Source organism: Acinetobacter sp. ANC 4173 (genome assembly GCF_004331255.1).
Lineage (GTDB): Bacteria > Pseudomonadota > Gammaproteobacteria > Pseudomonadales > Moraxellaceae > Acinetobacter.
The window spans coordinates 333,695-353,981 of sequence record NZ_SJOF01000003.1; the positions used below are offsets into that span (position 1 = coordinate 333,695).

17 protein-coding genes and 1 riboswitch are annotated in these 20,287 nt (G+C 43.1%); of the genes, 2 read left to right on the forward strand and 15 right to left on the reverse strand.

The features are described from left to right. Window positions 1-104: 104 nt before the first annotated feature. The 7 genes from guaB to E0H94_RS06315 all read right to left on the reverse strand — a co-directional run bounded on the left by guaB (window position 105) and on the right by E0H94_RS06315 (window position 9,768). Window positions 105-1,571: an IMP dehydrogenase gene (gene guaB / locus E0H94_RS06285; RefSeq protein WP_131325614.1), complete on the reverse strand. Its 1,467-nt coding sequence runs from the start codon at window positions 1,569-1,571 to the stop codon at window positions 105-107. A gap of 182 nt (window positions 1,572-1,753) precedes the next feature. Beyond that, window positions 1,754-2,551 (reverse strand): MBL fold metallo-hydrolase, encoded by a 798-nt coding sequence (locus E0H94_RS06290; RefSeq protein ID WP_131325615.1) that lies wholly within the window; start codon window positions 2,549-2,551, stop codon window positions 1,754-1,756. A 179-nt stretch (window positions 2,552-2,730) separates the two neighbouring features. Then, window positions 2,731-3,306 carry a TMEM165/GDT1 family protein gene (locus E0H94_RS06295; RefSeq protein ID WP_131264201.1) on the reverse strand — a complete coding sequence of 192 codons (576 nt, stop codon included), beginning with the start codon at window positions 3,304-3,306 and terminating at the stop codon, window positions 2,731-2,733. 85 nt (window positions 3,307-3,391) lie between these two features. Further along, window positions 3,392-3,533, reverse strand: a riboswitch (yybP-ykoY riboswitch). Window positions 3,534-3,611: 78 nt separating this feature from the next. Then, window positions 3,612-3,905, reverse strand: a complete 294-nt coding sequence (locus E0H94_RS06300) for a hypothetical protein (RefSeq protein ID WP_131325642.1) — start codon at window positions 3,903-3,905, stop codon at window positions 3,612-3,614. A 159-nt stretch (window positions 3,906-4,064) separates the two neighbouring features. After that, window positions 4,065-6,032 carry a 2-oxo acid dehydrogenase subunit E2 gene (locus tag E0H94_RS06305; RefSeq protein ID WP_131325616.1) on the reverse strand — a complete coding sequence of 656 codons (1,968 nt, stop codon included), beginning with the start codon at window positions 6,030-6,032 and terminating at the stop codon, window positions 4,065-4,067. A 2-nt stretch (window positions 6,033-6,034) separates the two neighbouring features. After that, window positions 6,035-8,749, reverse strand: coding sequence for a pyruvate dehydrogenase (acetyl-transferring), homodimeric type (aceE, locus tag E0H94_RS06310; protein ID WP_131325617.1), 2,715 nt, complete (start codon window positions 8,747-8,749; stop codon window positions 6,035-6,037). Between the two features lie 329 nt (window positions 8,750-9,078). Continuing rightward, window positions 9,079-9,768: a M23 family metallopeptidase gene (locus E0H94_RS06315; RefSeq protein WP_131325618.1), complete on the reverse strand. Its 690-nt coding sequence runs from the start codon at window positions 9,766-9,768 to the stop codon at window positions 9,079-9,081. Between the two features lie 108 nt (window positions 9,769-9,876). On the opposite strand from E0H94_RS06315, the gene E0H94_RS06320 reads away from it, so the two are divergent. Continuing rightward, the gene (locus tag E0H94_RS06320; protein ID WP_116759130.1) at window positions 9,877-10,317 is read left to right on the forward strand and encodes a DUF721 domain-containing protein; all 441 of its coding nucleotides are present in this window, start codon (window positions 9,877-9,879) and stop codon (window positions 10,315-10,317) included. Between the two features lie 96 nt (window positions 10,318-10,413). Here E0H94_RS06320 and lpxC read toward each other — a convergent pair whose 3' ends face one another. The 8 genes from lpxC to gshB all read right to left on the reverse strand — a co-directional run bounded on the left by lpxC (window position 10,414) and on the right by gshB (window position 19,765). After that, window positions 10,414-11,316: a UDP-3-O-acyl-N-acetylglucosamine deacetylase gene (gene lpxC / locus E0H94_RS06325; RefSeq protein ID WP_131324187.1), complete on the reverse strand. Its 903-nt coding sequence runs from the start codon at window positions 11,314-11,316 to the stop codon at window positions 10,414-10,416. Between the two features lie 124 nt (window positions 11,317-11,440). Continuing rightward, the gene (gene ftsZ, locus E0H94_RS06330) at window positions 11,441-12,625 is read right to left on the reverse strand and encodes a cell division protein FtsZ (RefSeq protein WP_131325619.1); all 1,185 of its coding nucleotides are present in this window, start codon (window positions 12,623-12,625) and stop codon (window positions 11,441-11,443) included. 161 nt (window positions 12,626-12,786) lie between these two features. Next, window positions 12,787-14,049 (reverse strand): cell division protein FtsA, encoded by a 1,263-nt coding sequence (gene ftsA, locus E0H94_RS06335; RefSeq protein ID WP_131325620.1) that lies wholly within the window; start codon window positions 14,047-14,049, stop codon window positions 12,787-12,789. Between the two features lie 64 nt (window positions 14,050-14,113). Next, entirely contained in the window at window positions 14,114-14,968 is an 855-nt protein-coding gene (locus E0H94_RS06340; RefSeq protein ID WP_131325621.1) for a cell division protein FtsQ/DivIB, read from the reverse strand. 3 nt (window positions 14,969-14,971) lie between these two features. Continuing rightward, window positions 14,972-15,901 carry a D-alanine--D-alanine ligase gene (locus tag E0H94_RS06345; RefSeq protein WP_131264209.1) on the reverse strand — a complete coding sequence of 310 codons (930 nt, stop codon included), beginning with the start codon at window positions 15,899-15,901 and terminating at the stop codon, window positions 14,972-14,974. 51 nt (window positions 15,902-15,952) lie between these two features. Continuing rightward, a complete protein-coding gene (gene murC / locus E0H94_RS06350) occupies window positions 15,953-17,401 on the reverse strand; it encodes a UDP-N-acetylmuramate--L-alanine ligase (RefSeq protein WP_131325622.1) in 1,449 nt (482 codons plus the stop codon). A gap of 12 nt (window positions 17,402-17,413) precedes the next feature. Continuing rightward, complete coding sequence (murG, locus tag E0H94_RS06355; RefSeq protein WP_131325623.1) at window positions 17,414-18,511, reverse strand: undecaprenyldiphospho-muramoylpentapeptide beta-N-acetylglucosaminyltransferase; 1,098 nt, start codon at window positions 18,509-18,511, stop codon at window positions 17,414-17,416. Window positions 18,512-18,817: 306 nt separating this feature from the next. Further along, complete coding sequence (gene gshB, locus E0H94_RS06360) at window positions 18,818-19,765, reverse strand: glutathione synthase (protein ID WP_131325624.1); 948 nt, start codon at window positions 19,763-19,765, stop codon at window positions 18,818-18,820. Between the two features lie 122 nt (window positions 19,766-19,887). Here gshB and E0H94_RS06365 point away from each other — a divergent pair, with 122 nt between their 5' ends. Continuing rightward, window positions 19,888-20,100: a DUF3565 domain-containing protein gene (locus E0H94_RS06365; protein WP_131325625.1), complete on the forward strand. Its 213-nt coding sequence runs from the start codon at window positions 19,888-19,890 to the stop codon at window positions 20,098-20,100. Window positions 20,101-20,287 lie beyond the last annotated feature (187 nt).

A 20,287-nucleotide genomic window follows, 5' to 3' on the forward strand; every position in this document is an offset into this window, starting at 1 on the left:
GCTAGGTGCTGTTATCCACCTTTTGTCATAGTGAAATACTTTACACCAAAACAAAAAAGACCGTCATAGTGTTGACGGTCTCTTTGGGTCTAAATTACTAAAAATCAACCAACGCGATAGTTGGGTGCTTCTTTGGTAATAGTGACATCATGCACGTGAGACTCCGACATACCTGCTGCCGTAATCTTCACAAATTTTGCATTTTGGCGTAGATCTTCAATGGTTGAAGAACCTGTGTAACCCATAGAAGAACGTAAGCCGCCCATCATCTGATGTACAATATTGCCCATTGGTCCTTTGTACGGTACACGACCTTCAATTCCTTCTGGAACCAACTTTTCAGCGCCCGCTTTAGAGTCTTGGAAATAACGGTCAGCCGAACCTGTCGCGCCCGCCATTGCACCCAATGAACCCATACCACGGTATGCTTTGTAGTAACGACCTTGGAAGAATTCTACTTCACCTGGTGCTTCTTCAGTCCCTGCAAGCAGTGAACCCACCATAATCGTACTTGCACCCGCGCCAATCGCTTTCGCCATATCGCCAGAGAAGCGAATACCACCGTCAGCAATTAAAGGAATTTGGTCTTTTAATGCATTGGCAACGCTATCAATCGCAGAGATTTGCGGCATACCAATACCCGCAACAATACGTGTGGTACAGATTGAACCAGGACCGATACCCACTTTTACCGCATCTGCACCCGCATCAAGGAGTGCTAATGCAGCATCACCTGTTGCAATGTTACCGCCAATTACTTGGACTTGTGGGTAGTTTTGTTTAACCCAACGTACACGTTCGATAACACCCGCAGAGTGACCATGTGCGGTATCTACCACAATCACGTCTACACCCGCCTCAACCAATGCTTCTACGCGGCTTGGTGTTTCCACACCGGTACCAACTGCAGCGCCTACGCGTAAACGACCAAGGTCATCTTTACAGCTATTTGGATAAAGTTCTGCTTTACGGAAATCAGTGACCGTAATGAGACCTTTCAATTCGTTGTTCTCGCCAACCACCAATACTTTTTCAATACGGTGTCTCTGTAATAACGCTTGAATCTGTTCTTTAGATTCACCTTCGCGTACAGTCACTAAACGGTCTTGACCCGTCATAATGCTGCTTACAGGTTGCTCAAGATTGGTTTCAAAACGTGTATCACGTCCTGTCACTATACCAACCACTTTCCCATCTTTCACTACAGGCACACCACTGATGTTGTTGGCTTGCGTAATCGCAATCAACTCACGCACCGTAGTTTCTGGTGTTACTGTAATTGGATCTTTGACCATACCTGCTTCAAATTTTTTCACACGGCGTACTTCTGCCGCTTGGGCAGCAATATCCATGTTTTTATGCAAAATACCAATACCACCATTTTGTGACATCGCAATTGCCATACGTGATTCAGTCACGGTATCCATTGCTGCTGAAACGAGAGGGATATTTAAGTTAATGCCACGAGTCAGGCGTGTCTTTAGAGAGACATCTTTTGGGAGGACAGTAGAATAGGCAGGGAGTAATAAGACATCATCGAAGGTTAACGCTTCTTGAACGATGGTCAACATAACAGTCTCACTGGTAATTTCCGTGCGCTATTATAAACAAATTTAGCTTTAAATTTCATTTTTTATTAAAAAAATATCATTTAAAAAATATAAGCACACGGAAAAGCATGTTCAGCCCCAGTTTCACGGCTAGAGACTGACTTTAATCTATAAGCCAATCTCATTTTCAATGGAGTAAGAAGTTAGGTTGGGCAGGTAAAAACACTTTCATCCATTAAGTCAATGCCACATTCCAAGGTTTCAATCCAATCCAAGAACTGGTTGATCATCTCTTTGCCGATAAATGGCGTACCATGTTGTGGCACAATCATTTCAATATCCATGCTACGCACCATCTTCACCCATAAACGAATGACTTTATTGGAACACATATAGCGTTGATGAAACCCTTTCATTTTCGGAATATGTGAAGAAAAATTTTCCAAGGGCTTATTGGCATCATCCACCATAGAGGCACCCATATCGCCTGAAAATAAAATTTTTGCAATTGGATCGTAAAATTGAAAATTCCCGACTGAATGTAGAAAATGGGCAGGAACAACTACAATACTTGATTCACCCAAAGGAATGATTCCACCATGGTCTGGCAATTCGATCAAGCGTTCCAACCATCCACCTTTCATGCGGTCACTCATAAAAGCAGAGTTTAAATGAGGTAAAAAGCGTGCCCAAAGTTTTGAAGCAACAACTTTGGCATCGCTATACACCAGCCAACGTGGCATTGAGGTAATAATGTCAGGATCTTGGTGTGAAGCCATCACATAATCCAGATTAGTTAGACGGGTGTATTTATTCAGCTCCATTGTTAAAGGGACATAGGTCAAATCACCCCCTGGATCTAATACCGCAGCGCGCTCATGATCTAAAATCAGAAACTGGTTTGCCTGTACGCCTTCACCTTTAACCAAACTGGTAAAACTGATGCACTTATGTGTACCATTATCAAATAACACTTGTGATGTGGTGCGATCAAAAGCCATAGCAAAACCCCAATAATTCTATTCTATTAAGTACAATTTTTAATTCCCTATAACATAAATGGAAATAGTTGAACTTACAATAAATATACAGAGTTAGTTTTCACTTTTTGGCACTTATTTGTCTGATTTATCTGATAAAAAACCCAACTATTTTGCTGGGTTTTCTAAAAAATGCTCGCTTACCAGAAATAATGCTGCACCAAAGTAGAGACACCAATAATTAAGAAGATGACTGCGCCAATTTTATGAATTAATGAAATTGGTAACTTGTCTGCCAATTTATTCCCGACAAATACTGCAGGTGCGTTTGCCAACATCATCCCCACAGTGGTGCCTGCCATCACCCAAAAGATACTGTCATAACGTGCAGCCAAGGCCACAGTTGCAATTTGGGTTTTATCACCAATTTCTGCCAAAAAGAACAAGACAAAGGTTGCACCGAATACACCAAATCTCTGCCATTTATTGATGCTATCGGTCTCATCGTCCAACTCATCTGGAATTAACATCCAAGCCGCCATACCAATAAAGCCGAGTGACAACACCCAGATCAATACTTCAGGACTTAAAACAGTGGTAATCCACTGACCCAATACCGCAGATAAGCCATGGTTAATGAGCGTTGCAGCTAAAATTGCAATCAGAATAGGAACAGGTTTACGGAAACGTGCAGCCAATAATAAGGCAAGAAGTTGGGTTTTATCACCCATTTCAGCGAGTGCGACAATTGCTGTCGAAATTAGGAACTCATGCATAACATCTTTTCTCTGGCTAGCAAAATTTGCCTATGACTTACCCCTCCTGCTAGCCAAAATCAAATCGATTGATGCAGAGTGGTAAATCAAAGGTCTTGCCAACAAAAAAAGCTGCTTGATGAGCTTATTTGGTTCTTTGCTATGATGACCATGTTCTGTGGAACAATTATGTTGATCATCACCTTTTTACATAGCGTAAAAAGCGGCTACTCCCCAATGAATCGAGTTGATTATATAAAATTTACTCAATTTTTCCAATCTTTCATTTTGTTTTTATCATCACACCAGATTGATTCTTCTTTGGGTTAAAACTGGAATTCTAACCGTTGATATAACCAAATGGCGATTCGACACACCCCCAATAACATCGCTAAACAGACATTAAAACCGAGCCAACCGAAACTTCCCCAGCCGCTAGCACCACCGATATGCTGCGCTTGATATTCCATCGAGAACACGATAGTTGCGGTAAAAATCTCAACACCCATGACTAAATAGGTAATCCATTGCCATGGAAAATGCAACACACTCAACCAAAGCCCCATTAACACCAAGACCAGCAACAATAGCGGTAGCATAAACTTTAAAAATGTAACCATTTGCATGCGACTCCCTGCATTCACTTCTATTTTTCCCCTCATTTTAACCAAATCAAACCAGTTTTCTAAACTTCACAACAGATTTTTACGATTTTTCCAATTCCATCACAATAAAAAACCCCGCCGAGGCGAGGTTTAAAACACTGATTAAAACACTGACTAGATCAGTAAACTACGGATATCTGCCAACAGCTTAGTTAACTTATTGGTGAAACGCGCTGCATCTGCCCCATTAATCACACGGTGATCGTAGGACAATGACAGTGGAAGCATGAGTTTCGGATCAAAACCTTGCCCGTTCCATACTGGCTGCATAGTGGCTGGCGAAATACCGAGAATCGCCACTTGTGGCCAGTTCACTAACGGTGTGAATGCTGTACCACCAATCGCACCAAGGCTTGAAATGGTGAAATTCGCACCTTGTAAGTCTTTCGGTGAAAGTTTCTTATCTCGTGCTTTTTGACCCAATACACCCAATTCAACCGCAATTTGCTTAATGGTTTTTTGGTCTGGATTACGTAACACTGGAACGGTTAAGCCATCTGGGGTCGCTACAGCAATACCCATATGGATTTCATTACGCAATAATACAGACTTGCCATCATCAGCCAAATGACCTGCAAAATCGCGCTCTTCTTTGAGCAAGTGCGCCACAGCTTTGATGATGAATGCCATAATGGTCAAGCTAATGCCATCTTTCTTAAAGTTACCTTTAAGGTCGTTGCGCCAAGCTTCTAGTTCAGTAATATCAGCCAAATCAAACTGCGTAACTTGAGGAATAAAGTTGTTCAATGACAATTGCGGAATTGACACTTGCTGCAAACGCGTCAGTACTTTTTCTTCCACACCACCAAAAGCAGTGAAGTCTGGAAGCTTCGGCAAACCTGAAACCGCTGGTGCAGCCGCAGCGACTGGTGACGCTTGCGGTGCTGTCAAACGTGCTTTCACATAAGCAAACACATCTTCTTTCATTAAGCGACCATGTGGACCAGAGTTTTGTACCTGTGCCAGTACAACACCTAATTCACGCGCCAATTTACGTACCGCAGGGCCTGCATACACTTTTGCATTTTCTACACTTTGCTCTTTGGTCAGCTTATCTACCCCAGTTGTTTGCACTGGTGCAACTTCAACTTTGGCAGCAGACACAACAGAAGTCGTAGACGTTTGTGGTTGCACTTGTGGTGCTGCAACAGGAGCTTGTACAGCTGGCGCTGCCGATTCGCCTTCAATCGTCACCAAAGGCATACCTTGCGCGACACTTTGTCCAAGAGAAACATGAATGGCTTTAATTACACCCGCAGTCGTGCTTGGTACTTCTACAGTCGCTTTATCAGACTCAACGACAATAATGCTTTGATCGTTCTCGACACGATCACCTACACTCACCAAAATTTCAGCGACAGCGGCCTTGTCGACACCTAAGTCGGGTACTGTAATTTCTACAGCACCTGTTGCGACAGGCGCTGCGGTAACAACGGCTGCCTGTTGTACAGATTCAACTGCTGGTGCTGACGATGCAACGCTTGCTGGTACTGTTGCTGTTGGAGCAGCACCTGCTACTTTCACTTTTAACAGCACTACGCCTTCTTTAACTGTATCGCCTGCTTGAATTTCAACACTTTCAACCGTGCCGGCAACCGTACTCGGTACTTCAACCGTGGCTTTGTCTGATTCAACCACTACGATACTTTGATCAACTTCAATTGTATCGCCAGCTTTGACCAGGATTTCACCCACAACTGCTTTTTCAACGCCAATGTCTGGTACTTGCACATCAACTACAGCACTTGTCACTGATTGACTCGCAACAACAGGAGCTACAACTTCTGGCGTTGCAACTACTGGAGCAGGTTCAACTACTTTTTCTTCCGCTTTTGCTGTAACAGAAGGCGCAGCAGCATCGGATTCAAGCTCAATCAGTACAGCACCTTCTGAAACTTCATCGCCCAATGCAACGCTGATGCTTTTGACCACACCTGCCGAAGTGCTAGGCACTTCAACAGAGGCTTTGTCGGACTCAAGTAAGACCAGACTGTCATCAACAGCAATCTGGTCGCCGACTTTTACTAAAATTTCTGCAACCGTGGCTTTATCTACGCCAATATCAGGTGTTGTGATTTGCATACTTAGTTCTCCTCACCTGATTGTTCTTTGTAGTCTGCAACTGCATGAACTTCAGGGTGCGCCTGAGGAGCCCATGCCACTGGACGGTCTGTATCTAACTCAAATGAAGAAATCGCATCTTTGACTAAGCGTGCATCGACTTCACCTTCATCTGCTAATTTTTTCAAGGTCGCAACCACAATATGCGCAGCATCTACACCGAAATAGCTACGTAAGTTGGCACGCGTATCTGAACGGCCGTAACCATCTGTACCCAAAGCAACGAACGGACGGTTGTCAGGCAAGTAAGCACGAACCTGTTCGCTATACGCTCGCATATGATCGGTCGCAGACACCACGATACCATCAGTTGGACGAAGCAACTGAGAAACCCATGCTTCTTTCGCTTGTTCAGCCAAAGGATGTAAGCGATTGTATTCTTCACATGCCATACCATCACGCGCCAATTCGTTAAAGCTGGTCACGCTCCACACGTTTGAGTGAATTTGGTATTCGTCACGTAAAATTTTCGCAGCTTTAATCACTTCACGCAGAATCACGCCTGAACCCATGAGCTGAACCGTAGCTTTTTCATCTTCTTGCAACAAGTACATGCCGCGTTTGATGCCTTCCTCAGCGCCTACTGGCATTTCAGGATGCTCGTAGTTTTCGTTCATCACGGTTAAGTAATAGAACACACGTTCTTGGTTGACATACATACGTTGTAAACCGTCATGCACAATCACTGCCAATTCATAACCGAAACATGGGTCATAAGACACACAGTTTGGAATCGTATTCGCAAGGATATGTGAGTGACCATCTTGGTGTTGTAAACCTTCACCGTTCAATGTGGTACGGCCTGCGGTTGCACCCAATAAGAAACCTTGTGCTTGTGCGTCGCCTGCTGCCCATGCAATGTCGCCAATACGTTGGAAACCAAACATTGAGTAGTACATGTACATTGGAATCATTGGCAAGTTATTGGTTGAATAACTGGTTGCCAACGCTGCCCATGCGCTCATCGCACCTGCTTCGTTGATCCCTTCTTGTAGCATGTGACCGTCTTTTGCTTCACGGTAATGCATCAATTGTTCTTGGTCTTCAGGCGTGTATTTCTGACCATGTGCGGCATAAATACCCAACTGACGGAACATACCCTCTAAACCAAAAGTACGCGCTTCATCTGGAACGATTGGTACTACGCGGTCTTTAATGGCTTTTTCTTTAAGTAAAGAAGCAATTAAACGAACCATCACCATGGTAGTAGATTGTTCTTTGCCCGCAGAACCTTTTAATACTGCATCAAATACCGACAATTCAGGAATGGCTAATTGCTCACTCTCTTTACGACGTGCAGGTAAATAGCCACCTAATGCTTCACGACGCGCCTTCATATACTTCATTTCTGGAGAGTTTTCACTTGGGCGGTAGAATGGAAGCTCTTCTAACTTATCATCTGTAAATGGCAGGTTAAAACGGTCACGTACATATTTCAAAGAGTCGATCTGCATTTTTTTGATTTGGTGAGTTTTGTTCACCGCTTCAATTTCTTCAGATAAACCGTACCCTTTAACAGTTTTCGCAAGAATCACTGTTGGTTGACCTTTGGCTTTCATTGCTTCTGCATAGGCTGCAAAAACTTTGTACGGGTCATGACCACCACGGTTAAGATTATCGATGTCTTCATCGCTTAAATCTTTTACAAGTTCTGCAGCTTCTGGGTACTTGCCAAAGAATTTCTCACGTGTATATGCACCACCTTTCACTTGATAGCGTTGGTATTCACCATCAACCGTTTCTTCCATGACCGCTTTTAAAGCGCCTGTGCTGTCTTTTGCAAGTAGTGGATCCCAATGACGGCCCCATACCACTTTAATGACACGCCAGCCCGCGCCACGGAATAAAGATTCTAATTCTTGAATGATTTTACCGTTACCACGTACCGGACCATCTAGGCGCTGTAAGTTACAGTTCACCACCCAAATCAGGTTGTCCAGTTTTTCACGACCAGCAAGTGAAATTGCACCAGTACTTTCTGGCTCATCCATCTCACCATCGCCAAGATAAGCCCAGACTTTACGATCTTCTTCTTTAATCAAGCCACGGTTCATCAAATATTTCTGAATGTGTGCTTGATAAATTGACATGATTGGACCAAGACCCATTGATACCGTTGGGAATTGCCAATAGTCTGGCATTAAATATGGATGTGGATAGCTTGGTAAACCGTTACCGCCCACTTCACGACGGAAATTACTTAACTGATCTTCAGTTAAACGACCTTCCAAGAAAGAACGTGCATAAATACCAGGAGCACAGTGACCTTGATAATAGATCATGTCACCGCCAAAGTTATTGCTATTGGCACGGAAGAAATGGTTAAAGCCTACATCATATAAAGTTGCAGAAGAGGCAAAACTTGCCAAGTGACCACCTAGGTCATCACCTGTTTTATTCGCACGTAATACCATAGCCAAGGCATTCCAACGGATCAGCGCACGAATACGGCGCTCCATATCCTGATCACCTGGCATAGCTGGGGTTTCTTCAACAGAAACCGTATTTAAATAAGGAGTATTTAAGCGCTGAATAGGAACATGTTTCGCGATTGCACGTTGATATAATTTTTCTAATAAAAATGCAGCACGTTCTGTTCCCATGTGTTTTAAAACCGAATCAAAAGCATCTTGCCATTCTTGGGTTTCTTGCGCATCTGTATCGCCATAAAACGCCATAATCCACCTATTCCTTGAGCTTAATCTATTATGTATATGTACCATACTTTGGTATTAGAAGTTATCGCTACAGCTGAATACGGAAAGGTACCACTATTTATAAAATAAATAATTGCTGACGATTTAACACTCAAATTAACAAAAAATCGCCAATAATGTTGTTTTTTTATACAAACAAAGTTCTTTTGCCTGATAGTATGAAAAAAAGATATAGGGAACATCCCTATTTTGGTGCAAATATCGGAAACAAAAAAGGCAGCCCATGGGAAAGAGGTGAAACCCAATAAACTGCCTTTCGAAGAATGCTTAGCTTAAATAGTCTGGTGCGATTACGGCAACATAGCTAAATAAGTCGATGGATTTTTACGCTGACCATCTTTCACAACTTCATAATGTAAATGCGGGCCAGTACAACGACCTGTACAACCAACATTCGCAATATGTTCACCCGCATCTACGCGGTCACCAACACGTGCAATTAAACGTGAAGCATGTGCATAACGGGTGATGTAACCATCGCCATGGTTAATTTCAACATATTGACCATAACCCGAACCCCAACCCGACTTGGTCACAACACCAGAACCCGTTGCATAAATTGGTGTGCCACTTGGCGCTGACAAATCTAAACCTGAATGATGTTCAGCACGCCCACCCATGGTACGACCACCAAAATTTGAGCTGATGCGCTTCATGTCTGGCAATGGATGAGTCACTAACCATGAATAAGGACTATTTGAAGATGCAGAATACGAAGTTTTAGTGCCGTATTTTTTAGCAATTGATTCGTTGTTTAGTTCAACAGTTTTTTCACGCAATTTGACTGACATTTGCGTACTTGCAGGAATATCAATGTCTTCAGGTTCAGCATATGAACCTTGCGCTAAAGTTTGAGTCAGTTGTTCAATACGATCTGGTGAAGCAGTGGTATTAGAATTTAATTGAACTAAATCAGCGAAAGCGACCGATGCGGTCGATGCGGCTAAAGAAAACGCCAATAAAATACGTCTTGTGTGCATAAAAAACCTCTTTAAACTGTTCTTACAAAAGTTCCTTGCGTGATCTCTTCCTTGATATCTACTGAAAGGAGCGCATAAGCTTAAGACACAAATATGAAGGTAATATGTATGTCTGAACCAGAAAATCTCTTTCAACAAACAAGAAAACGCATAAAAACAGGAAACTTATCGTTTCTCTCAACGCAAGTTGCTGCATGGCAGAAACTTAGCAAACTCATTCAACCGTTATTGCCTCAACCAGAGCAATGGCAGGTTGCTTGTTATCAATATGGTGTTTTGACCGTAACGGGTGAAAATCAAGCGATGGTGAGTCAACTTGGTTACTTACAAAAGCAATATATTGTTCAATTGGCTCAACTAGAAGAACTCAAAGATTTACAAAAAATACAGGTTCGTTTAAGAGTCTCCTCAACAACCACACCTGCTCCTGAACCATCTTCACGATCTCTTAGCCCAGAAACCCAAGATTTATTAAAAGGGGCTGCTGACTTTGTGAGCGACCCTAAGCTTAGCCAAGCGATGCTACGTTTGGCAAGCAATAAAAAGTAAGCTAGAGTTGGGGCTGGAAAATGCGTCGATCAAAAAAGTGACCTAATTCTCATTTTTATTTGTTATATTATAACGTAACCCATATAAGACAAGGACTTATGTCACACTTACATAAGGGATTGGACATTGATCTATGTCATCAAATGTTACAATTTCATAGCTGGTTGGATCACTTTGAACATTGCGTAACAATTGGTTATTCAGGGCATGACCTGACTTATATCCATCAAATTTCGCAATAATTTGATGTCCTAATAAATATAAATCGCCTACGGCATCTAATATTTTGTGACGAACAAATTCATCCGAGAAACGCAAACCTTCCTCATTGACCACGCCAGTATCATCGACACCAATGGCATTGTCTAAACTTGCCCCTAAAGCCAAATTGTTGGCTTTTAAGTAATCCAAGTCCTTCATAAAGCCAAATGTACGCGCCCCACTGACTTCGTAGACAAAAGTTTCAGTTGAAAAATCAATGGTGGCAGACTGATATTCTTTTTTAAATGCGGGATGGTCAAAATCAATGGTGAAATTCAGCTGAAAACCTGAATGCGGCGTAAAAATTGCACGCTTATCATCAATTAATGCTTCTACAGGCTTTAAGATTCGGATAAATTTTTTGGGTGCATTTTGCTCAACCAACCCACCTTGCATTAACAGGTAGATAAATGGACCCGCACTGCCATCCATAATTGGCACTTCTGAAGCAGAGACCTCGATAATTAAATTATCAATACCCAAACCTGCAATCGCACTCATCACGTGCTCAATAGTGCCTACTTTGGCATCTTCTTGAACCAAGTTAGAGCACATAAAGGCTTCTTGAATCAGCATCGCATCGGCTTGAATATCCACAGGTGGATCTAAATCAATACGACGGAACACAATACCCCCATCCACATGGTGCGGCACAAAGTTCATTAACACCTTTTGCCCACTATGAAGACCAATACCGCTCGCTTTCACGACACGTTGCAGGGTACGCTGTTTCAACATGCTTTTTCTATCATCTGCCCATAAATCCGCTATACGTTAGCATATTTAGCCATTGATAAAAAACAAAAAGGTAGCGATAACGCTACCTTTTATAGTGTTTTAAAAGCAAGTTATTGAAAAATAATTACTTACGTTGCTGATTTTTCAAATAATCTTGAATACTCATTGGTGTTGGACGTGACGCACCAGCAGATGAAGCAGCACTCATTGCAGAAGCATCCGCCTGCTGACGCTGAATTGCAGGAACATCATCTTCTTCAACCACAGCATGGGTAGTTGCAGAACGTGAAACCTGCGTAGTTGCACGCTTCACAGGTTCAATCGCATCTGCCGAATTGCGAGTTAAACCGGTTGCAATCACAGTCACGCTAATTTCATCACGCGCATCAGGATCAAATACCGTGCCGTAGAAAACTTGACCTTCATCCAAGTCCACAATTTGGTTCACAACATCAGTGATTTCTTCAATTTCACCAAAGGTGACATCATCACCACCCGTCACGTTAATCAAAATGCCCTTAGCATTCATAATGGTCACGTTATCTAATAACGGACTACGAATCGCCTGTTCTGCAGCTTGACGCGCACGATGTTCACCACGACCTGAGCCTGCACCCATCATGGCATAACCACGGGTACTCATTGCGGTTTTCAAGTCAGCAAAGTCAAGGTTAATGTGACCAGGGCGAACCACTAAATCGAAGATACTGCGCACTGCGTTGAGCAATACGTCATCCGCCTTTTTATAGGCATCCTTCATAGAGATATCGCGGAATACTTTTAACAGGCGCTGGTTTGGAATAATAATAAGTGAGTCTACGTGCGCTTCTAAAGCCTCAATGCCTTTTTCAGCAGACTGTTGACGACGCTTACCTTCAAAATTAAACGGCGTAGTCACTACCCCCACCGTTAAAATACCCATTTCTTTGGCAATTTCTGCAACGACTGGAGCAGCACCTGTACCAGTTCCGCCCCCCATACCTGCAGTGACGAACACCATATCGGTGCCTTCTAAATGCTGGCGGATCAACTCACGGCTTTCTTCGGCCGCTGTTTGACCCACTTGAGGATTTGCACCTGCACCCAAACCACGGGTACTCTGTTCACCTAGCTGGATTTTAAATTGTGCATTCATGCGGTCCAAAGCTTGTTTGTCCGTATTGGCACAAACAAATTTTACACCCTGAATATCCGATTCCAACATGTGTTGAACAGCATTACCGCCTGCACCACCTACACCAAATACAGTGAAACGGGCTTGACCGTTGCTATCGTTCTGATCATCTTCTAAAAATTCAAATGAGGCCATGACCTTTAAATTTCCTAATTCGTAATTGGCAGTCACTTAAGCCCGTATACTGCCTTGATCTGCATAAATAAAATTGATTTTAGAATGCTGTTCAATGTTTAGCTTGTCAAGTATTGACCGCTTAACGTACAACTTCCAAACAATATTCCTTAAAAATACCACTAAAAAATAGACTTCAACTTATCATTTAGTCCTGACCATGCTCGTCCAGCACGTTTCCAGAACGAAAGTGTTTCAGGATCTACGGTTTCTACCAAGGTCTCTTGCGGATCTCCTTGACTGAACATCAACAAACCTGCCGCCGTTGCGTATTGGGAACGACGTAGTGATGCCAAATAAGGTTCATCAGCATAAACTTGTACAGGTGGATTGCCCAAATGCGCTGAAATACCCAACATGCGGCGCACTAGGCTGACCATCCCTTCAATCTGACAAGCATCACCCGTCAAGACCACGCCATGGTATAAGCCATGAATGGCACCGCTACGCTCAAGTGCGTCTCGAACTTGGGTCAGAATTTCTTCATAGCGCGCAATCATAATGTCAGATAATTCAATTCGGCTAATGGTTTGCGGACCATCAATGCCTTGAATTTGAATCATATGATCGGGTTTTACCACTTTTAAGTCGACACAACCATAGAGCAACTTGATTCGTTCTGCTTCTTCAGTTGTGGTCTGTAAAACGGCAGCAATATCGCGTGTCACATGTTCACCGCCACGCTGCAAGGTTTCCGCCATCGCCAGACGCCCATCTAAATAGACCGCAAGATTGGTGGTTCCAGCACCCATATCGAGCAAACAAACCCCATATTCTTTTTCGTCTTTCAGCAAACTGGCTTCTGCGGTTGCCAAGCAGGACACCACCATTTTTTCTACGGTGATGTTCGCGCCTTTCATGGCACGATCCAGATTTTGCATGGTACTGATGGGTAACATCATCAACTGATAATGTCCTTTCATACTGTGCGCAGACATCCGAATCGGATTCTGTACCCATTCCGGGGAATCATCCAATTCAAAACCTAGCGGGACTGCACTCACCAAATAATGGTCTGAAGTGACATGGCTGGCTTTAGCCAACTCTAATGCTCTGACCACTTCATTGGTGCTAATACTATGTTCAGCATTTTCAATTGGGGTACGCCCCGAAGCATAAAAACTTTTTAATTCTGCACTTGGAATAGAAACCCAAGCCGAATGCACACGGCACTCAGCCATATCTTCCGCTTCCTGAACGGCATTTTTTATCGCCGTGATGACTTTATCCAAGCTCACGATTTTGCCTTTGTTCATACCGCGGTTACGTGCAGTCGCCATCCCAATGACTTGAATCTTGTCTGGGGCGTGCACCTTACCAATCAAAACTGAAACTTTATGTGTCCCAATGTCAATCGCAACAACTGAGGGAACAGCTTCACTCATTATTTACTACCATTACATGTTTGTTTAATTTCTGGCTTTACGCCTCTATTTATAAAGCCAACTATTATGGCTTTGCACTTATCCCATCCGCAATGCTTGTGTCATTAATCGTTACAACAAAGTGACCATTTACAATTTTGGGTGGGGCTGTGCTTTTCCATTGAATCGCTAGGCCGTTCCTATAGCGTAAATCGATTGCCGAGATTTGTGACCACACAGGTTTCAAATCACTTTGTGCTAGATGACTTAAGCGTTGTAGCTTACTCATGGTTTGATCCTGATCAACAATAACACGTAATCCAGAATCAAACTGCATAAACCAAGTCATACGCTCCGTTAAATATAATTCTTTTAGCCGAAGGTTGACTGGAAGGAATAACTGATTAATTTCATTATAACGACGCATCATGGTTTTGGATTGGCTGATCGGCCCATGAAGCAACGGCAATTGTTGATAATTTTTGGGTGTCACTTCAGCAAAAATATCGCCGCTATCGCTCAGTAAGCGCCCAGTTCCCCAACGGGCAATCGCATGACGAGGCATAACTCGGACGCGAATCGCATTCGGCCATGCTCGAGAAACCACGACACGATCTACCCATGACAGCTCTAAAGCACGGTCACGGATTTGTTCTAAATCAGAAGTAAAATAATTATTTTGTAAAGTTGGTGCCACGTGTAACATCACTTGACGATGCTCAGCATCGGAACGTGTTCCGACCACATCCAGATCCGCGACACGTGCATCGGTCATGACTTTGTATAAGCCAAATATTCCAGCAGCCAAGACCACAAAAGCAATGACCAACAGCAACCAACCACCCACGTTAGTCAGCTGTTCTTTTCGCGTGGGTGGTTTGTCGTGAATCGAGGTAATTGCAGCGCGTTTGCGCCGCATCGATGCTGGAAGTTGAGCCATAACTTAGTGTGCTGCACCTGTAAGTGTTTGTTCTAAAATTGCAACACATAACGCATCAAAACTATAGCCTACCGCATTGGCTGCTTTGGGCACCAATGAATGACTGGTCATGCCTGGTACTGTATTGACTTCAAGTAACCAGAAGTTGCCTTGTTCATCCTGCATGGCATCAATACGCCCCCAACCACTTGCCCCAACCGCTTGGAATGCGCGTAAACATAATGCTTGTAGACGTTGTTCTTCTGCTTCCGTTAAACCGCACGGAATACCATATTGCACATCATTACGTTGATATTTCGCTTCATAATCATAAAAAGCCACATCCGCAGGAGGTTGCAAACGAATCACAGGTAAAGGTTGACCATTTAAAAAGGAAATGGTGAATTCACGCCCTGTAATCCATTTTTCCGCCATCACCACTGCATCGTGTTGTGTTGCTTTCACAATTGCAGCAGCCAAATCTTCAGCCTTTTCAACCTTACTCATGCCTACACTAGAGCCTTCATGTACAGGCTTAATAATGAGCGGTAAGCCTAAGCTTTCAACCACTTCGGCTAAATCACTGTCTTTATCAATAATGCGGTACGGTGCAGTTGGTAAATCTGACCCTTGCCAGATTTGTTTGGTTTTAACTTTGTCCATACCAATGGCAGAACCTTGGACACCAGTTCCTGTATAAGGAATGTTTAACCACTCCAATACACCTTGGATCTGGCCGTCTTCACCACCACGACCATGCAACACAATAAAGGCACGATCATAATTGACCAATTCTGTCACGCTACGATTCTGCGGATCAAATGCCTCGGCATTTACCCCAGAACGAATCAATGCTTCAAGTACAGCCTGACCACTATCGAGAGAAACCTCACGCTCAGCTGATTTACCACCAAGCAACACGGCAACTTTGCCGAACTTTGAAGCATTTGACACGTTTTTATCCTTAAACTGTTATAACTTTTTAATTGAAACCGAAAACGGCAATTAATCTATATATAATTGATGCTGCGCCAGCTCAACTGAGATAGCTCCCACATTACCTGCGCCTTGTGTTAATAACAAGTCATTCGCTTGTAACACTTTACGCATGACATTCGGCAAGTTCCCTTCTACTGGATCGACCAAGATAGGCTCAACTTCACCACGCAAACGAATACTACGCGCCAATGCACGACTGTCCGCACCCACAATTGGTTTTTCCCCCGCAGGATAAACTTCTAATAACAGCAATTGATCGACTTGTGACAACACATCAACAAAATCATCAAAACAATCACGGGTACGACTAAAACGGTGCGGCTGGAACAACATGACCAGACGACGGTCTGGATGGCTGGCACGAGCTGCTTTAATGGTGGCTTCTACTTCTTTCGGGTGATGTCCATAGTCATCCACCAATTTTACGTTGCCTTCGCCCAACTCAAACTCACCCTGAACTTGGAAACGACGGCCCACACCACTGAAACCTTCTAGTGCACGCGCAATCGCAGCATCGGATACCCCTTCATCGGTGGCAATACCAATCGCAGCCAGAGCATTTAAAATGTTATGCAAGCCAGGCAGGTTAATGGTCAGACGCAAAGGCTCACGATCTTTACGCAATACGGTAAAGTGTGACTGCATGCCTTCTTGTGCAATGTCTACCGCACGAATGTCATTGTCTTCATTAAATCCGTAAGTCACCAATGGACGACCAATTCGCGGCATAATTTCACGGATGTTGGCATCATCCCCACACACCACGGCCAAACCATAAAATGGCATTTTTTGTAAAAACTTGACAAAAGTATCTTTCAACACATCAAAGCTGCCACCATAGGTGTCCATATGATCAGCATCAATGTTGGTCACAATGGTGGCCATTGGCTGTAAATATAGGAAAGATGCATCTGACTCGTCTGCTTCAGCCACAATAAAACGACTTGCACCTAGCGCTGCATTCACGCCAGTACGATTTAACAAGCCACCAATCACATAAGTTGGATCGAGGTTTTCTTCAGCCAACATACACGTCACAAGACTGGTGGTTGTGGTTTTACCGTGTGTTCCCGCAACGGCAATCCCATGACGGTAACGCATCAATTCACCCAACATTTCTGCACGGCGAACCACAGGTGTGCGATGTTCAATTGCCGCCTTAATTTCAGGGTTTTCTGGATCAATGGCTGTTGAAACCACCAAAACATTGGCGCCTTGGATATTTTCTGCTGCATGCCCGATATAAACTTTAATACCATTTTCTTCGAGCTGTACTGTGGTTTTCGATGCCTTGATATCTGAACCAGACACTTTATAGCCTTGGTTTTTCAATACTTCAGCAATGCCGCACATCCCAGCACCACCAATACCCACGAAATGGATGTGCTTAATACGACGCATTTCTGGGATTTTAATTAATTTCTTTGCTTGATCAGCAGGTGTAGATGGAGACATAGCTTACTCTAATCACAATTCTTGAATTAACTCAACGACATGTTGAGTTGCATCGGGTTGAGCCTGTTGACGCGCTTTGACTGCCATTTCGGACAATAGTGAACGGTTCATTAACGGCACTAACAATTCTTTTAAACTTTCAGGGGTCATATTGGCTTGCGGACAAATTTTCGCAGCCCCAATATTCGCTAAGAACTTGGCATTGGCAGTTTGGTGGTCATCCACAGCACTTGGCAACGGTACAAATATAGCCGCAACACCGGCTGTGGCAATTTCAGTCACCGTTAACGCACCCGCACGGCAGATAATGAGGTCTGCATCTGAATAGGCTTGAGCCATATCTTCAATAAACGGGTGTACTTCGACCTCCAAATTCGCAGGTGCATTGGCATATTGCGCCTGTGTCGCCTCAGCATGGTTTTGCCCACATTGATGGTAGACACAAAGTGGCACATTTAATTGCTTTAAGGCTTCAGGTACACATTCGTTCAGTGCTTTCGCCCCCAAAGAACCACCGACAATTAAAATACGAAGTGGTTGATGGGCTTTTTCACGCTCTTGATAACGCCAAGATGGATTTAAAATTTCGGTAATTTCTTTACGTACAGGATTACCCGTGGTGACTATTTTAGCTTGCTCTGCAAAGGTTTGCGGAAAAGCCTGACACACTGTGGTCGCGACACGTGACAATTGGGTATTGGTAAACCCTGCTATGGCATTTTGTTCATGAATAAGCACAGGAATACCTAAAACCCGTGCAGCCAAGCCACCCGGCCCCGCCACATAACCACCAAAACCAGCGACAGCATCAATATTTAGCTGTTTCATATAGCGCATGGCGCTTAGGGTTGCTTTTAAAATTTTAAAAGGTGCCAATAATTTGCGTACCATACCATTGCCACGGACGCCTTGAATATCAATTTGGTAAATTGGAATATTTTGATTTTTTAATAAGCGATTTTCCATGCCTGTAGGTGTTGCCAACCAAGACACTTGTGTTCCTTGTTGTTGCAATTGTTTTGCAACGGCAAGTGCTGGAAAAACATGTCCACCAGTACCAGCGGCCATCATCATTACGCGTTTGGGCTTTGTTTGCTGTACATCAGTCACGGTTTAATTCTTCAATTCAAAAAAATAGGCAAAAATTCATTTAAGTTAACAATTGTAATCACAAACGTAGGGGCGCGAAAGTTTATTTACTTTGTTTCCCCCAGCATTTCATTGTTTTTTTCTTCAGTTTTGTAAGTTTAAACAAGTTTTATTATTAATCTAGTATAAAAAACCGCTATCTTTGTTAAAAACCGCAAACAACTTGTATTTTCGGAAAGATTTTCACTTAGATTCTGAGCCTAAAGGACGCTACACAATCCTCAACCACACGCATGTGATTGAGGTACTGAGTATATTCAAATTTACTTAAAGGGTTGGGCGACCTGCCTCTAACACAGCAAATAAATCATCCGCAATTTGAGTACCAAATCGGTTATCAATTTCACGAATACAGGTTGGGCTAGTCACATTGATTTCGGTCACGTAATTACCAATCACATCTAGACCAACAAAGATCAGTCCTTTTTCACGCAAGAATGGACCCACTTTTTCCGCAATGCTACGGTCATTTTCGGTCAATGGACGGGCTTCACCCAAACCACCCGCAGCCAAGTTACCACGAACTTCACCATTTTGCGGAATTCGCGCCAAGCAATATGGTACAGGCTCGCCATTGATCATTAAAATACGCTTATCCCCTTCGACAATTTCAGGAATATAACGCTGTGCCATAATCGGCTGAGTACCATGGTTGGTTAAAATTTCAATGGTTGAGCCAATATTTACCCCGTCCTGATAGAGGCGGAAAATCCCCATGCCGCCCATACCATCAAGCGGTTTGACAATCACATCGCCTTGTTCTTTAATAAATTCACGAATCAAACTTTGCTGTGAAGTGACCAATGTCGGCACTTGCAGTTCTGGAAACTGGGTCGCAAACAGTTTTTCATTACAGTCACGCAGGCTTTGTGGTTTGTTAATAATCCACGCCCCTTCGCGCTCTGCCTGTTCTAAAATGTAGGTGGTATAGACAAAGTTCATATCAAATGGCGGGTCTTTACGCATCAACACCACGTCATACGCCGCGATGGATTCTTTCTTCTTTTCACCCAATTCATAGTAATGGTCGTAATCTTCAAACACCTTTAACGGCGCAATTAAACCAAAAGCTTTACCCTGCTCGATATATAAATCCTGTTGTAATGCATAACCCAGTTCATGCCCGCGACGGCTTGCCGCCCACAACATGGCCATAGTTGAGTCTTTTTTCAAATTGACACTTTCAATGGGGTCCATCACAACAAGTACGCGCATAATCAAAACTCTTGTTTAAAGATATAATCAGCTAGGAGTATAACGGAGATTATTCGGTTCTATTTCTGAATTTCTATTTTCGCTTATGGATATTTTTGTATAACTTCATTCAGGTTTCCGCTATGCAACAAGCCATTATTGGTTTCCATTTAGATGATGAACAGCATTGGGTAGCAGATTTAGCCTGCGGACATACTCAACATGTCCGCCACACTCCGCCTTGGCAAAATCGCCCATGGGTGATGACTGAGCAAGGGCGGAAAGACAAGTTGGGCATGACGCTGGAATGTAAAAAGTGTGATGAGAAAGATTTCATAGAAGAGATTTTATGTTAAGTAAAAAGACACCTGAGAAGGTGTCTACAAAATTAGTGGTTATTCAGTATTTATTTTTGCATCTAAAAAATTTCTTAAATAAATTGGAAGATTTGGAGGCGTTAAATTTCCTATAAGAAAATTTGTTTCTTTTCCAGTCATTAATGATTGAAATAGCTAAAACAATAGCTAGTAAAATCAGAACAGT

Excerpts from the sequence above, each read along its gene's own strand:
- guaB (WP_131325614.1), bottom strand. The coding sequence starts at position 1,571 with ATGTTGACCATCGTTCAAGAAGCGTTAACCTTCGATGATGTCTTATTA.
- E0H94_RS06290 (WP_131325615.1), bottom strand. The coding sequence starts at position 2,551 with ATGGCTTTTGATCGCACCACATCACAAGTGTTATTTGATAATGGTACA.
- E0H94_RS06295 (WP_131264201.1), bottom strand. The coding sequence starts at position 3,306 with ATGCATGAGTTCCTAATTTCGACAGCAATTGTCGCACTCGCTGAAATG.
- E0H94_RS06300 (WP_131325642.1), bottom strand. The coding sequence starts at position 3,905 with ATGGTTACATTTTTAAAGTTTATGCTACCGCTATTGTTGCTGGTCTTG.
- E0H94_RS06305 (WP_131325616.1), bottom strand. The coding sequence starts at position 6,032 with ATGCAAATCACAACACCTGATATTGGCGTAGATAAAGCCACGGTTGCA.
- aceE (WP_131325617.1), bottom strand. The coding sequence starts at position 8,749 with ATGGCGTTTTATGGCGATACAGATGCGCAAGAAACCCAAGAATGGCAA.
- E0H94_RS06315 (WP_131325618.1), bottom strand. The coding sequence starts at position 9,768 with ATGCACACAAGACGTATTTTATTGGCGTTTTCTTTAGCCGCATCGACC.
- E0H94_RS06320 (WP_116759130.1), top strand. The coding sequence starts at position 9,877 with ATGTCTGAACCAGAAAATCTCTTTCAACAAACAAGAAAACGCATAAAA.
- lpxC (WP_131324187.1), bottom strand. The coding sequence starts at position 11,316 with ATGTTGAAACAGCGTACCCTGCAACGTGTCGTGAAAGCGAGCGGTATT.
- ftsZ (WP_131325619.1), bottom strand. The coding sequence starts at position 12,625 with ATGGCCTCATTTGAATTTTTAGAAGATGATCAGAACGATAGCAACGGT.
- ftsA (WP_131325620.1), bottom strand. The coding sequence starts at position 14,049 with ATGAGTGAAGCTGTTCCCTCAGTTGTTGCGATTGACATTGGGACACAT.
- E0H94_RS06340 (WP_131325621.1), bottom strand. The coding sequence starts at position 14,968 with ATGGCTCAACTTCCAGCATCGATGCGGCGCAAACGCGCTGCAATTACC.
- murC (WP_131325622.1), bottom strand. The coding sequence starts at position 17,401 with ATGTCTCCATCTACACCTGCTGATCAAGCAAAGAAATTAATTAAAATC.
- gshB (WP_131325624.1), bottom strand. The coding sequence starts at position 19,765 with ATGCGCGTACTTGTTGTGATGGACCCCATTGAAAGTGTCAATTTGAAA.
- E0H94_RS06365 (WP_131325625.1), top strand. The coding sequence starts at position 19,888 with ATGCAACAAGCCATTATTGGTTTCCATTTAGATGATGAACAGCATTGG.